The organism is Bradyrhizobium sp. USDA 4503, assembly GCF_054055815.1.
The window spans coordinates 8,155,090-8,169,984 of record NZ_JBSRXS010000001.1 but is presented as its reverse complement, the minus strand read 5'-3'; the positions used below and the strand labels follow the sequence as shown (position 1 = coordinate 8,169,984).

At 58.0% G+C, this 14,895-nt stretch carries 10 protein-coding genes and 1 pseudogene; 6 read left to right on the top strand and 5 right to left on the bottom strand.

All coding sequences use genetic code 11. The annotated features are described in order from the left end of the window. Window positions 1-959: 959 nt before the first annotated feature. Window positions 960-1,289, bottom strand: coding sequence for a hypothetical protein (locus ACVMIH_RS38640; RefSeq protein WP_456865781.1), 330 nt, complete (start codon window positions 1,287-1,289; stop codon window positions 960-962). Between ACVMIH_RS38640 and ACVMIH_RS38635 the strand changes: the two genes are divergently transcribed. Next, window positions 1,289-2,749, top strand: coding sequence for an MATE family efflux transporter (locus ACVMIH_RS38635; protein WP_456865779.1), 1,461 nt, complete (start codon window positions 1,289-1,291; stop codon window positions 2,747-2,749). The two genes, ACVMIH_RS38640 and ACVMIH_RS38635, sit on opposite strands and share 1 nt — an antisense overlap. Before the next feature lie 206 nt (window positions 2,750-2,955). Here the strand turns inward: ACVMIH_RS38635 and ACVMIH_RS38630 are convergent, their stop codons facing one another. Then, the gene (locus tag ACVMIH_RS38630) at window positions 2,956-3,162 is read right to left on the bottom strand and encodes a hypothetical protein (RefSeq protein ID WP_456865776.1); all 207 of its coding nucleotides are present in this window, start codon (window positions 3,160-3,162) and stop codon (window positions 2,956-2,958) included. Between the two features lie 1,641 nt (window positions 3,163-4,803). Between ACVMIH_RS38630 and ACVMIH_RS38625 the strand changes: the two genes are divergently transcribed. After that, on the top strand, window positions 4,804-6,237 hold the full coding sequence (locus tag ACVMIH_RS38625; RefSeq protein ID WP_456865774.1) for an NEL-type E3 ubiquitin ligase domain-containing protein: 1,434 nt from the start codon (window positions 4,804-4,806) through the stop codon (window positions 6,235-6,237). A gap of 2,294 nt (window positions 6,238-8,531) precedes the next feature. Here ACVMIH_RS38625 and ACVMIH_RS38620 read toward each other — a convergent pair. Beyond that, window positions 8,532-8,678, bottom strand: a complete 147-nt coding sequence (locus ACVMIH_RS38620) for a hypothetical protein (RefSeq protein WP_456827052.1) — start codon at window positions 8,676-8,678, stop codon at window positions 8,532-8,534. An 859-nt stretch (window positions 8,679-9,537) separates the two neighbouring features. On the opposite strand from ACVMIH_RS38620, the gene ACVMIH_RS38615 reads away from it, so the two are divergent. The 4 genes and pseudogenes from ACVMIH_RS38615 to ACVMIH_RS38600 all read left to right on the top strand — a co-directional run bounded on the left by ACVMIH_RS38615 (window position 9,538) and on the right by ACVMIH_RS38600 (window position 11,150). Further along, the gene (locus ACVMIH_RS38615; protein ID WP_456828421.1) at window positions 9,538-10,053 is read left to right on the top strand and encodes a nucleotidyl transferase AbiEii/AbiGii toxin family protein; all 516 of its coding nucleotides are present in this window, start codon (window positions 9,538-9,540) and stop codon (window positions 10,051-10,053) included. A 63-nt stretch (window positions 10,054-10,116) separates the two neighbouring features. After that, window positions 10,117-10,539, top strand: coding sequence for a hypothetical protein (locus ACVMIH_RS38610; RefSeq protein ID WP_456827051.1), 423 nt, complete (start codon window positions 10,117-10,119; stop codon window positions 10,537-10,539). Continuing rightward, window positions 10,533-10,858, top strand: a pseudogene (locus ACVMIH_RS38605) (nSTAND3 domain-containing NTPase); the annotation flags it as partial. The gene ACVMIH_RS38610 and the pseudogene ACVMIH_RS38605, both read left to right, overlap by 7 nt. A 55-nt stretch (window positions 10,859-10,913) precedes the next feature. Next, window positions 10,914-11,150 carry an nSTAND3 domain-containing NTPase gene (locus ACVMIH_RS38600; protein WP_456828420.1) on the top strand — a complete coding sequence of 79 codons (237 nt, stop codon included), beginning with the start codon at window positions 10,914-10,916 and terminating at the stop codon, window positions 11,148-11,150. 339 nt (window positions 11,151-11,489) lie between these two features. Here ACVMIH_RS38600 and ACVMIH_RS38595 read toward each other — a convergent pair whose 3' ends face one another. Further along, on the bottom strand, window positions 11,490-12,161 hold the full coding sequence (locus ACVMIH_RS38595; protein ID WP_456827050.1) for a response regulator transcription factor: 672 nt from the start codon (window positions 12,159-12,161) through the stop codon (window positions 11,490-11,492). Beyond that, entirely contained in the window at window positions 12,158-14,827 is a 2,670-nt protein-coding gene (locus ACVMIH_RS38590; RefSeq protein WP_456865771.1) for a PAS domain S-box protein, read from the bottom strand. Before ACVMIH_RS38590 ends, ACVMIH_RS38595 begins: the two co-directional genes overlap by 4 nt. Between the last annotated feature and the right edge of the window lie 68 nt (window positions 14,828-14,895).

Sequence of the window (14,895 nt, the reverse complement as noted above, 5' to 3'; positions counted from 1 at the left end):
CGCTAACCGCTCTCTTCCGGATCGAATTGTAATCGCTTGCGGCCCCATGATCAGTCAGTTCTCGTCATCATTCATGATTCATGCGATGCCGGACGAGGCATGGTCGGCGTTCCCGGTCAGCACCGCCCGGAACATCGCAAGCCCTGCCCCACGGCCGCGCACCACCTTGATCATTGAACGCCCGCTCCAGATACGTCTATCAGCAATCTCAACGACCTGAAGACGAACAAGACGATCACTCGGCGTGGGTCCGGGTGGAGAGCTTTTGACTCGTCAAAATGCTACGATACCGTTCTGCAATTCCGAAAGCGCAACGCGTCCAAAACGCCCGAGCTTAGCGGCAGAGCCGCGCCCGTTATCCAGTTCACCCTCCGGTTTGCAACACGATGCGTCTCGATATCTTTACCAGCTCCATGACAATACCTCTCTGTGTTAACGTCCGCGGCGTCAGCTTTCAACGGTCCCATGATCGGCTCGAAAACGCCACAGTAGCATTCTGATCAACAGGATCATTGACGCTTCGGGATTCGCGCGGTGGCGTGTTGCGTATTGAACTATTGACTGCAGAGTTGCGCTGTCGTGCATCGATCGGCGGCGAGACCGCTCGAGCCTCACGTCTCCGCTCGAGCTCCGCCAATTCTGCCTTACATTCGGCTATAACCGATTGGGCACAAAGTATCTTGACCTTGAGCTCGTCCCGTTGCCTGAATAGTTGCTCAGGATCCCAATCGTCCTGCATCAGCTCATCAATCATCTGACGGCGCAAGCTCCGATGCCTCGCTTGTTCAGCTTCAAAGGAAACAGCTCGGCATCTTGCCGGTGATCGACGCTCACGCCTGCGATGTCGTGGAGCGCGCCTGGTGACACCCCTGAAGTCGAACGGATCCGGCAATCCTCATTTGAAAACCCGTATGGGTTACTGGAGAAACATCATGGCCGCATAAATCTTCTCACATCTTTCAAGCAATCGACATGCCAATGGCGCTTGAGAGTTTTTCATTGAAGAATGATGCGCCTCTCGCAGCATTAAGTCGCTGCAAACGTCCTGTTGTCGCGCTTGAGCCAGTCAGCGTCTGAAACGCAACAGCCGAAGTCGCGAGCACAACGCTCATAACAACGACTGCTTTCCTTGGAGGCCAAACGCTCTCACCATTTTTGAGCGGAGCGTCATCAATTGAGAACATGCTATCAGCAATGACAATGCCGATGACCCGATCGTCATTGCAGCGCAAATGCCGTGTCAGCAGGGCAATCAGCTGAAGCGCGGAATCCAGAGCGGTGTCATTCAATGAGAAAGACTGGGGACGACACGCACCGATCATCCTGCCGTTGCCAGTTGGTCAAATGGGTAACGCGCCATCGTCTCAGTGGCGAACTCGCCGCAACCGCGACACTCGCGACCCCGATCGCACTCACGCAACTTGCGCAGATCGCGATGATGGCGACGGATCTGGCCTGGATCGGCCACATCGGCACCGAGGCCCTCGCGGCAGCCGCGCTTGCCGGCATGATCTTATCGGTTGGCCTGACCATCGCAGCTGGCGTGATCTCGGCAGTGGGACCACTCGCGGCGCAAGCACGTGGCGCGGCAAACACAGCTCTGGTACGGAGCTCGCTGCGCATGGGGCTATGGATTGCACTCGTTCTATGGGCACCGATCATGGTTTTGCCAGTGCAAGGCGAGCAAATCGTGCTTGCGCTTGGCCAGGAGCCAGCTATCGCGCGCTTAGCTCAGCAATATCTGCTCGGGCTCGCCTGGGGCATCTTGCCGGCGCTGTGGTTTTTGGCGATCCGCAGTTTCATGGCAGCGGTCGATCGACCGGCGCCGGCCTTGTGGATCACGCTCGCCGCCATTCCGACCAACGCACTGCTGGCCTATCTGTTGATCACCGGCAAATTCGGCTTGCCGCAACTTGACTTGTTCGGGGCCGGCCTTGCGACCAGTCTGGTGAACAGTGGGACCTTTCTGGCTGGTATTTGGTTCGTTACATACTGCCGTCCTTTTCGCGACTACCAGGTGCTCCGATATCTTTGGCGGTTCGATTGGCCATTGATGCGGGAGCTCCTCGTGGTCGGCACCCCGATTTCGGTCGCTATTTTCATGGAATCGGGTCTTTTCTCTGCGACGGCCCTCCTGATGGGTGTGATCAGCACCACCGCGGTTGCCGCCCATCAGATCGCATTCCAGGTTGCAGCCGCCCTGTTCATGATCCCGTTTTGCATCGGAATGGCGGTGAGCGTGCGAATTGGACACGCACTCGGCCGCAACGATCTACCAGGTATCAGACAAGCTGGTTTTGCCGCCATGCTGCTTGGAGTCCTGATCGCGGCGATCGCTACGATTGCGGTGGTCGGCACGCGCTTTGAAATCGCCGAGCTGTTCGTCGACCAATCGGCCAGCAATGCGGACGCCACGATCAAGCTGACTGCAGCTCTCATCCTTGTCGGAGCGAGCTTCCTCATTACTGATGCACTTCAGAGCATTGCCGCTGGCGGCCTGCGCGGCTTAAGGGACACGCGTGTGCCGCTGCTCTTCGCAGGCATTGCTTACTGGCTGATCGGCCTTTCGGTCAGCTACGTGCTCGGCTTGAAAACTGGCCTCGGTGCCATCGGTATCTGGATCGGCTTGTCCATCGGCAAGGCCGTTTACGCAGCCATGCTTGTGATACGTTTGCGCGTTTTGGCGAACAGAACTCCCGTAGCAGCCATGAGCCAGGCTTCAGCTCGAGCGGTGGTGGGCCCGCCATGAGCCGACGCTATCGCGCAAGCAGAAGATGCGCGTGAATGACAGGCTCCCCAGTCTGTGGAGCGCGGTTCCTCATTCTCTTCGGACCACACAGGCGGCCGGCTCCTAGCCTATTACAATGGCCAGTCTTCGGGATCCGAATCTTCGGCACCCTTGTTCCTGAACGTAGAAGAACCCCGGCGGGATACGCGGGCCCTGGAGCTCCAGCCCTATGGCGTCGGCGGCTGAAGCCCAGCCGAGGAGACCCAATCGTCAATATCTGCTGCAATTTCCGCGGTGCGGGCTCGCTTCAGCAGATTATCTCGCTCCGCGCCCGCAGGCGTGGTCGCCGCCATTTCAGCAAGACCTCTTGCAAATACGGCCAGGCGGTCCTGCAGTGATGTTGTTTGCCTCGCATGATTTCGCTTTTTCTTCACTGAGGCGTTCCTCGTTTCAAGCGTCGTCGCTCTGCGGATCTTCGAGCAGCATAACTTCCGACAAGAGTTTTACCACGCCAACCTAGGTTTAGTTGCGAGATAACTCTCGACGGTTCGCGTGCAGCAAGCCATCGGACGCGATGTCGCTACCGTTTCTGTGGCAAAAAAAACAGGCCACTCCATATTGGCTAGGGCTTTCTAAGTGGCTTACTCCATTTGCTTCTTGGACTAACATGCGGCCGGGGCTTTGGCTTGAGGTGATCGATTGAAGCCGATGCCGGACATCGCCCATATAGACAAGATCTTTGCCTTCCTGCTTGCCAATAGCAGCCGGAGCAAAGGCGTCGGCTCAGGGATGAAAGCGCCTTGATTGACGATATTGCGCCTGCGAGCTGAATCCTTTGCTTGACGGTCATTCCCTTTGGACGGGATGAAGCAGCTATGGTGTGTTTCTCAGCAGGCGGTCGCGGTCGACGAAAATCCATCCACGGCGAATGCGATGCGCCGCTGGCCCCCGCGGCATTCAGGACACCCGGGCCGCACATCGCACGATCTACTGTGCTGGAGCGGGCGATCACAGTAGCGCGCCCACGGAAACCAAATGCAAGGATCGGTGAGCCACTTTTTGTAGCCGGGCGGAAGGCCCGCCAGCTTCTCGCAAGCTTGCCGGCGTAGCTGTGCTGCCACCGTCCGCGGAGTGAGAAGAGCGTGGACAATCCTTTCCCATCCAGTCCGGCAGCTTTGATACAAGTGCAACGGGCCGCCGCGGAAGATCGTCAGGCAGGCGAGGCGTTCGAGCAGCAGTTGGCAAGCGCCAGCGAGCCTCACGAGGAGACCGGGCTGTACGCCGGACCAGTCAGTTTCCAACCAGCAAAGCGGTTCAAGGTGACCTGCCTCTGAGTATTTCGTCCGGATGGAGTTATGGTCCGGCCTGAGCAGCAGTCTGGAGTCCGACGCTGCGAATGTGGAATTGAAATATTTGAGCAGCTGCGCGACAGCACAGGATCCTCACCAAGCGAACATAGAGTAGCTTTGCAACCGCTTCATGGCGGATGACCTGACGCTCGTCAGCTTATCGACAGCTGAGCTTCCTACCATGCGAACGTCTCGATCTAGCCGATAGAACCGCCTAATCGGCTGAGTCCAAACATGTCATGGAGTTTAATGAATACCGAACGAGCTCAGCCTGGCGCTGGCGTACCTTCCGAATCCGAAAGCACCGCACCAGCGTCTGCGGCCGCTGGGCAGTCCCCCTCATGCCTTCCCCAGTGGGCGTCAGCCCTAACGCGGTGGGTCACGGGAGCGGCCGGCGCCGACCTCGTCTCGTCGCAGGACAGCGCCCTGGCGAGCTGGGCAGCAGAAGAGGGGCAGGGCCAAAACGAGAATCGGCAAGAGGGGGTCAACCGGACGAGGGCATGGCGGGACGAGGGTAATGTCAGAGACGAGCTGAATTTGTCGTCATTGTCCCTGACCAGCTTGCCAGCCTCACTCCCGCCCAGGCTCCGGACCGTCATCGTCATCGGTAACCAGTTGAGCAGCCTGCCGGCCCAGCTTCCGGGCGGACTCCGGGACCTCTACGCCTCTGACAACCGGCTGACTAGCCTGCCCGCCCTTCCGAGCAGGCTGCGGAACCTCCACCTCATGGCCAACGAGCTGACCAGCCTGCCGGCAGAGCTGCCATCCAGGCTCCGCAGCTTGATGGTCGATGGCAACCAGCTGACCGATCTGCCCGCCCTTCCCGCCACGATCGAGGAGTTCTCCGCCAGCAATAACCAGCTGACCAGTCTGCCCGACCTTCCAGCCAGGCTCCGCCGCTTGGACGTAAGCGAAAATCAGCTGACGAGCCTGCCCAATCTTCCAGCCAGACTGCGCTACCTGGACGCAAGCGACAACCAGCTGACAAGCCTGCCCGAGATTCCGGCTAGAGTTGGATACCTGGACGTCAGCGAAAATCAGCTGACCAATCTGCCCGAGACGCTCCCGGTCAGCCTTGAAATGCTCGGCGCCAGCAATAATCAGCTGACCGGCCTGCCCGCGACCGCGCTGACGCAGCTCGGCAGCGCGTCCAGCATCGACCTGCGGTCTAATCCGATACCGCCCCCGGTGCTGGCCGATTTGGCGTCAGTCACGCGTGGCGCGGATTATGCCGGTCCGCAGGTCTTGCTGTCGATGCCGCTACAACCGGTGGAACATCAGCCGCCTCTCCTGCACGCGGTTGTCGCGGATTGGCTCGCGGACGAGCCCGGCGCAGTGGACACATGGCAGGGCTTCGCCGAAGAGCCGGGTGCGCAGGACTTCGCACTGTTTCTCGAAAGGCTCGCGGGCACCGTGAACTATGGTCATCAGGCGTTCCGCGACCAGGTGGCCGAGAGTCTGCTACAAGCCGCGATGAGGCCGCAGCTGCGCAAGCAGTATTTCGAGCTGGCCAATGGAGCGACTGCATCCTGCGAGGACCGCATCACTTTGACCTGGAACGGCATGCAGACCGCACGCGTAAACGCTGATGTCAAGGATGGGCTCTATGACAATCGGCTCGACCAATTGCTCCAACACGGCCGTGTCATGTTTCGTTTGGGGGCGCTTGACGACATCGCACGCGAGACGGTCAGCTCGCTGCGTCGCGCCGACCCGGAGGCCGATATCGACGAGATCGAGGTCTATCTTGCCTATCAGACCCAGCTACGGGATCGGCTTGAACTGCGCCACATCGCCCCCGATATGCGCTTCTTGAATCTCGCTGAGGTCACGGCGGACGACGTTGCCAGGGCTGAGACGTCGGTGCGGCAACAGGAAGCGACGGGTTTTGCGGATTTTCTGGCAACGCGCTGGGAGCCCTGGGATGCGGCAGTGAGGCGGATCGCCCCCGATGATCATGCCGCGGCGCGGGACCGGATTGCCGATGCGCTCGAAGATGAGTTTCCGGCGCGCTTGAACGAGCGACTTGCGGAGCATGGCCTGACGGATGATGTCGATGCCCAGCGGGTGGTCGGAGCCCAGATCCTCAGCGAAATCGCTCACGAGATCAAAGGCGAGCTGATGCATAAGGTTCTCCGGGAGCACGGCCTGGAGCCCTGATCGATGCGATAGCTGCCCTGCAGTCTCGTTTGGTCGTTACGGGACGAGCGATTGTTCAGATTGAATGGATACGCGCAGTTGCCGTCTGCTGACTACATCCGACCAGTCCGGCGTGTTGTTCGCGCGCCGCGCCGTGCCCAGAAACCCGCAATTCTCAACTTGTAAGCGCCGCCAGAAGATTGCTCGCCTGGATTTCGACGAACAGACCATGTTCGACGGGTCCGAATACAAGGCTGTGCCAGGACACGACTGGCATTGCCTGGGTCGAACTTGATCACGCGCAGGATACTTCGGCAGCGCGAGCCAATGAACCTCCGTTCCCATCGGCGCAAGGTTTCATAGCTCAACAGCTAGGGCGATCGTCTGGCATCGGCTTCGCGGCACAGAGCGCCTCGCCGTAGGTCTGCGAGCAGGATAGCTAGGGTGCCCGCCCCACAAGCTACCGGGCCGGAAGGCAGCCCCTGCTGACCATCTGAGGGCGTCACGCGGCTCACCTTCAGAATGTCGATGATCCAAAGTCACTTCGGCGCGCTCGGCTCGACGTCATGCCGAGAGGGAGGCCGATGACGTAAGCGTGACGGAATAGATCGGTGCTAATTTCGAGCCGCCCGATCGCGAGCAGCTACGCTGCGGCTTCGTCAGCTTTTCGAAAGCTTGCTCTGGTAGGATGTCTGTTCAGGTGATCTTGGACGTGAGGCTACGTGGACCCGCACAATTGTGACCCATCCAACGTAACAGTTTGGTCGCAGGTGCAGCATGCCACCTCGGAAGAACAGCAAGAGGGTCGGCGAGGCACCAGGCGTTTGAGCCGTCCTTGGCGACGGCGCTCCCAGCCAGCAGCTGGTACATGCCCTCATCAGTCTGAAGAAGACCGGCGCCGAATTGATGACGCGACGAATAATGCGGCGGCTCGGACTCGTTAAAGGGCGCACATTAAGCCTGCATACTACCGAACTTGGCCGATTGCGGGCATTGTTCTCCGCTTTCGACGTCGAGCGTTTGATCTGCGCAATCAGCAATCCTATCGCTCACGTCAACGAATTCTAATAGCCGAAGGATGAAGGCGCCGCTGAGCAATCTTCGCGACTGCTGCGAGCCCGACGCTCGCCGTGCGATTCCACCCAGGCCCCTCAGAAAACGACGAGAGTTTCATTGAAATGATGACGCGTGCCAATCGGCGCAGCGAGGCCGCCCTTGACCCGTATCGCCCTGCTCTTCGTAGATTCTCCGAGGCGCTTCTTTTAGAGGGCCAGACGATATCTGGACTGGACCATGACGCGCGGGTTAAGTCCGCTCGGAGGCTGTTCCCATACGACAAGACTCTCATCTCCGCGCTGAATTTGTTTCGTGCTGCGGAGCTCCGCGATAAATTTGGGTCGTGATGCGGAGCCCGCCTCCGGTCCAGGCGCCTCGAGCGGGCAGCTGAGCGTTGCAGCTTGGCGGAGTAGTCCTGCGTAGCAGAATTGGCGCCTGCTATTCACCGACAAGATCTGTCCGGTCCCGTCCTGATAAATTATCATCGTCGGGGAACATCACTGACATTACCGCTGTATTGTATGGTTTTGTGAACAACGACGACTTTGGCTCTCGAGATAAGAAACCAAGCGAATCACGGTGGATCATTCAACTGCCGCACGGCCTGTCATCACAATGCCGAGCCGACGATCGGGAAAGTGACGTCGATTTTCCGCTCTCGATCTCATTCTACGTGCATAGCGCAGGGGCCGCGGAGCCTGAAGCAATCCCTATCATTGCGCTTGACATACTGACCCCGCTCCTAACGACCTCGTCTTGAGGCCAAGATAGCGGGCATGTCGCCGCAATCTCACTACGCGAACGCCCTCTACGAAGCCGTCGGATTATTTTGCTGCTCGGGCAGCCGTTGGACCAAATGTGCGAGCCAGGCGAACGTCCGCCATAAACTTTCGTATCGTCAGGTGCTCCCCTTGAGGTGCCCAATCTTTACCAAGGTTCGATTGAGCCGCTGATCACGATCCTCTTAGCTGCATGTGCGGCTGGCTACAGCGACAACTCATTCGTCTTCGCCGGCTTCGTCAACTGATAGCTGATCAGGAGGTCGCGAATTCTATTTTTCGTCGGAGTGGCAGCCTTTGCCGAAATGTGGATAGAGATACTGATGGAACCATTCGAGCTTGCGTGGTGCGAGTTCGAATACCAACAGGCTCTCAGATTCCTTGAAAAGATGGAGAACAGGGCGGACGACGTCTAGTCCCAGAGCGCGGAGATTCAGCCGTTCTGATTCGTCATGCGGAAGGGCCTGTGGGCCAAACACTCTATGACAGCGCACGGCCACGCACGCCAGCAATGTCCTTCAGCGCGCCAGCGAACCGGCCACGCACGAACCCGTGCCGCTCGATGAGATGGCGGGCAACGGTAGTCTTGCCGGACCCAATAAAGCCCTTGAGGCCGATGATGATCATGAAAGGAAGCTCCCGATTGGAACCATACGGTCTCAATCGGTATTGTTTCCTTCGAGCGCGTTTCGGGATCCCTTCGCGCCGCCGGACGACTCCCGGATCAAAACATCAATTTCACCCGACAAGAATCGCCAATCTGATGTTTTTGCGGACCGCCCGGGTGCCTTGACTCCGCAGCCACTCCGAGAACAGAAAGTGCCTTTCGAAATTTTGCATCTAGCCAGATCGGTCGGTCGCGCGTCACCCGCATGGGGAAGGGCCCTGGCAGGACCCAAGTGTTGCAACTGTGCGAAATGTTCGACGCTGGCGACAGGTGCGAAGGGCTAGATCATGGAGGCGAGGCTGATCTCGGGCGACGTCGGTCCGAGGTTGGCCGGTGCGACCGCTAGGACACATGACCACGTCAGTTTCTCGAAAGGTTGCCCGAGTAGCAAACTTGGTCAGGTGATCTTGGACGTGAGGCTAACATGGACCGGCAGGACTTTGATCCATCTAATGTACCAGCTGGACCGCTAACGCAGCACGCCGTTTCGGAAGGGTCGCAGACGGGCCAAGCCGGACAAGAGGTCTTTGAGCAGCACTTGCCCCAGGCAAGCCAGGCTGCTGCCAGCACGGGGGATTACTATCCCCATCTGTCTAGAGAAGACCAGAACGTTATCGATCATGCAATTGCTCAATATGCGGCTCAAAAAAGGCCACAGCCTACAACGCTTAGTAAGAATACTCAGACACTTCGTCGACTGGTGGGTGAAATCCGCGCTCGCGGCCAAACCAGCCCTCTAACGGACCACCAGTCCCTGCTCGATTACGTACGTACTTACTTTCCAAAAGACCGCCATATGATGAAAATGCCTCGCAGCCCATTCGAGTCAAAGTTGAAATCGCCACACGCGAACGAACCGCCTACGACGGAGAGAAGACCTTCCCATTCGAAGTTAAGAACCCCTGGTTCAACGGGAAAGCGGATATTACGTCGTTCAGCCGAGAAGAAATCCTAGCGACGAAACTCCGTGCACTTCTCCAACGCGATAAAGGCCGAGATCTCGTTGATCTTGCGAAGGCCGTTGCGCTGTTTGACGGGCTCGACGCTGCACGTGTCGTCGAGCTGTTTGGCAAACATCTGAGTGCGTCCGGCCAAACCATTTATCGAGCCGAGGCCGAGGAGCGCATGTGGGCTAAGCTGGAAGATCCCTCGTTCTTGGCCGACGTGCGCCCGCTGATGGCTCCCGATGACGCGGAAGAATTTGACTCCGACGCGGAGCGGACCGCGTTCGTGACCGTCTTCACTGAATTCGTAAAGCGCCTACCGAGCCAAGCTTGGTTGGATACGCCTGCCATGGCGAAAAAGAACGAAATGCCTGAATTGGCTAAAGCCTAGCGCCATGACTCGCCCGAACGCTCCGATCGCATTGCGACGCCAACCACCTACGAACTGCATTCGTTGGGTTGGAAGGCATTTCAGCAATTACGCGTGTCTGTAGCCTCAGAGATCTGGGGGCAGACCGTTCAGGGCTTTTTCGACTCGCATGACGGAGGCCGCGACGGCACGTTCTACGGCACCTGGACTTCGAACAAGGGGGAGACGTTCACAGGCAACTTCACGGTTCAACGCAAGTTTTCGCAGAAGCCGCACCGGCACCTGAGACTGACTTTCCTGAAGGATGAACTCGCCAAAGCTGCTCGTCTCGCGTCACGGGGGCTTGCGGACAACTACTTTCTCTTCACGAATATGCGACTCACTGCCACGACCGATGAAACCGTTCGTGCCGCGTTTGAGGCCATTCCAGGGCTGAACACTGCCGCATCTACGGCGCAGACCAAATTTCCCAATTCATCCGGGAGTCTGCACGCCTCCGGATGCTGATCCCTCATATTTATGGTCTTGGAGATCTCAGTCAAATCCTCGGCCACCGCGCCTATGACCAGGCGCAGGAAATTCTCAGCGCGCCCGGTGATGACGACATGAACAAGTTTGTCATGACCGATGCATTCCGTGCCGCAGCTCGTGCCATTGTCGAACGTAGCTTCGTTCTTTTTCTCGGCGAACCGGCATGTGGAAAATCTGCGATCGCAGCGGCGCTCGCTCTCGCGCTCTGGACGAATGGAACTGCTTTACAGTGAAGTTACGCGACCCGTCCGAATTTTTGGCTGCGTCGAACCCACATGAAAGGCAGTTTTTCTGGGTGGATGACGCCTTTGGAGCCACCCAGCTCGATTGGCAAATGACGTCAGAATGGAATGCCAACTTTTCCCCATATTCGGGCAGCAATTCGACGCGGGGCCAAATTTGTCTTCACATCCCGGGATTACATTTACAAAAACGCCAGAACTTTTCTGAAGGAATCCGCTCTACCGGTAATCCAGGATTCACAGGTCGTCATTCGCGTGGAGCAGCTGTCAAAAGACGAGCGGGAGCAAATCCTCTACAATCATATTCGCCTCGGTGCTCAGTCCGTACCTTCAAGCGTCAGCTAAAACCGCATCTCGACACGGTCGCTGCTCACCAGCGTTTCAGCCCGAGATCGCACGGCGTCTTGGAAATCCGCCTTCACGAACAGCTTTTGATTTCTTCAAGCGCACTGAATGATTTCGTCGGGCGCCCCATACAATTGCTGCATTGTCGCCTGTGCGCCGTAGCCACGCGATTTCAAAAAATTCTCTGTCGCCGCACGGACCGAGGCGTCGTTGTCAACAACGGACATCACAGGCGCGGACAAGACGAGCCGTCCTGAAGGGGGAATAGGGGCTGCAAGCATTAGCCGCCTTCGGCGAAAGATGGGCTGGACTGATGAAATTGTAAAATCATACTTGTGTTTATTCAGGACGATTGGCGCGAATTCCCAACGTCTCAGTCATTCTGATCAAGTCGGCCAGCGACCGTGCACGCATCTTCTTCATTACGTGTCCCCGGTAGATCTTGACCGTGATCTCGGCGAGCCCAAGCTCGGCGGCTACCTGCTTGTTCATCAGGCCGGCAGCGACCAGTTTCATCACCGCCTGCTCGCGCAGGCTTAAGCTCTCGAATCGACACTGCAGGTTCGCGACGATGTGCTGAGCCTCCCGTCTTTTGCGATCGCGTTCGGTCGCCGCAACCACGGCATCAAGCAGTTCCTGATCGCGAAACGGTTTGCTGAGAAAATCGACCGCTCCTTCCTTCATGGCCCTGACGGTCATGGGGATGTCGCCATGGCCGGTAATGAAAATGATCGGAATACGTATGTTCAACCTCGCTAGCTCGGTCTGGTAGTCAAGGCCGCTCAAGCCTGGCAGCCGGACATCAAGAACTAGACAGCTAATAACGTCCGGGATTGTGCTCTGCAGCATTTCGTGCGCCGATCCGAATGCAATGACGCCTAACCCTACCGATTGAAAAAGATTCGTAAGCGAGCGACGCATGGAGATGTCATCCTCGACGACGAAGACAACCGCCCTTGTCGAGGACTCGGCGTTGCTGACTTCACTTGGCGAGTCAAATCGTCCTGTCACGAGACGGCCTCCTTATGCAGCGGTAGGGCAACCTGGAAGGTCGCGCCCGGTCCACTTTTGTGAACCATTGACAGCCGTCCTCCGTGAGCTTCCACAATCGACCGGCAGATCGAAAGACCCATTCCAAGGCCACTCGACTTGGTGGTGAAGAAAGGATCCAAGACGCGGTCCGCGTCGTTCTCGGCGATGCCGACGCCGCAATCGGTCACGGCAAGTTGGATGTGCCCGACATCGTCCTTTGATGATTGAATCAGCAGTTCGCACGTCCGGTCGGTAACTGCCTCCATGGCTTCGATTCCGTTCATCACCAGATTGATGATCACCTGTTGTAGCTGAATCCGATCGCCAAGGATCGGAGGCAGCCCTGCCGTCAACTCGGTTCTTAACGTCACTCGGTGGCTCACCAGCTCTCGTGTTACCAGCGCAATGACCTCCTTAACGACCTCATTGATGTCGAGCCGCACCATCTCAATATTGCCTTTCTTCGCGAGCGCGCGAATACGACGGATCACCTCGCTTGCCCGGGTTGCGTCTTCGATGATCCACTCCACCGAAGAGCGCGCAGCGGCAAGATTAGGAGCTTCCCGCCCCATCCAACCGAGGCACGCATCGGCGTTGCTGATAATAGCGGCGAGTGGCTGGCTTATTTCATGGGCGATGGAAGTTGTCAGCTCTCCTAAGGTCGTTATACGCGTTACATGCGCAAGCTCCGCTTGTGCCTTTCGTAGTTCTTGTTCGGCTTGATCGGCGCGAATGGTCGCGGTGATGTCAGTGCTGACGCCACGGTAGCCGAGAAAGTTCCCCTTTCCATCGAAAAAGGGCTTGCCACTCGTGCGGACGTAGATCGGAGAACCTGTCCGATTCACGGTGCGGTAGACGAGATCCCGAAACGGAAGATGGGCCTCCAACGTCGCCCGATGCTGCCGCCACTTCTCGGGCTCCTCCTCGAGGTCGCACGCAATGTCCCAGCGAAGCAGGCCGATCAATCCTGTCGCCAAAATTCCCGCAGCGTTGGTGTGCTCGGATAAGCGAGTGACCTGATGATCCGGCCCAGTCTCCCAGAGCCAGTCGGAAGCTGTTTCGGTGTAGTCGCGAAAGCGCTGTTCGCTTTCGCGCAGCGCGGCAAGTGTGTTTTCCAGGCGCTCCCTAGCTGCGTGTTGCTCGGTGACATCCATATGTGTTCCGATCAGCTCGCTGACGTTACCATCGCTGCCGACCACCACCTGCGCAACGGAGTGTATGCGTCGTATCCCGCCATCTGGTAGAAGGATACGAAAATCATATTCGAACCGCCCCTCCTTGTGTTCAATCGCCTGGCGCTGCACCTCCTCCAGCCGCGGCAAGTCGTCCGGATGGATGCGCGATCGAATGGCCTCGATTGATACCGGCTCTTGTGGGCGAAAGCCGAACAGACGATCGATCTCGGCGGAGCGATACACGAAATCTAGACCGTAGACGTCCCAGGACCAGCTGCCCGTGTGACTGAGATGCTGGGCTTCGGCCAGATAGGCCTCGCTGCGGCGCAGCTGTCGTTCTGCTCGCCTGACCGCCGTAATATCCGTAGCTGCCCCAACAAACTCGATCTCACCAGAGGCCGTTCTCGTCGCTCGTGCCTGCGCATGGATGTGCTTTACCGAGCCGTCTGGTAGCAGAAGCCGGTATTCGTGCTCGAAATCGCTCGGGTCTCGCATCGCGCGCTCGATAATTTCTTGAACCGAAGCCCTATCATCTGGATGAGTGCGCTCAACGACGAGCTGCGGCCCCGGCGGCGTCTGGGGATCTAATTGGAAAATCCGAAATGTCTCCTCTGACCAGAAGGCCTCGCCCGTGGTGGGGTTCCAGCTGAAGCTGCCTGTGTGACTCAACTCCTGCGCCTGGGCCAAATGTGCTTCGCTCCGCTGCAGGGCAAGTTCGGTCCGCCTTCGCTCCGTGATATCTTCGCAGGCGATAAGGACAATGGGCTGCTCATCCGCCCAGAGCATGGCTTTGGCGCTTTCACGTACCCACAAGACCGAGCCGTCCTTCCTGACCTTCTGGACGTTCCAAGTGCGCGTTTGTCCGAGATCCTCCAGGCACGTCCGAACGCATTCCCGAACGAACGCGCGATCCTCCTCGAGAAATACCTCCAGCACGGATTGACCGATCAGTTCAGCACGAGCATAGCCGAGTTGTGTCGCGCCGAATGTATTGACGTTGAGAACAGTGCCGGCTTCATCGACCATGAAGTACATGGCCGGATTGTGCTCGAAAATGGCGCGCCACTGCTTTTCGCGATCCTGCAAATCGGCCGCACTCCGCTGAAGCTTGGCCGCAATCACACGCGCAGCCTCTCTTTCCTGGCGGAGCTTACCGATCAGGTGCGCTCCCACAATCGAGGCAATAAAGAATGCAACAATCACCGGCAGATCTTGGGGGTCATCGATTCGTAGGCTGAATGCCGGCGGCGCAAAGTAGTAAGCGAGAGCGGCGATGGTTACGATGCAAAGCGCAGACGACGCGATGAAGCTGCCCATCAGCAAAAACAGCAAGATCACCAACAAATACGCGAACGCCGTCGTGGCGAAATGCGCGTGAAGGTACAAGCAGGCCAGTGTTACCACGGTCAGCGTATGCTGCCGAAGATAAACTGAAGGCCCGAACGTTCTGCTGCTGATTTGGCTGCGCATTCTGATGCCATCCGGCCTGTTCTCCGGCGGGAGATAGGGCGCGTACTCATAAAGCCACGACAATACCG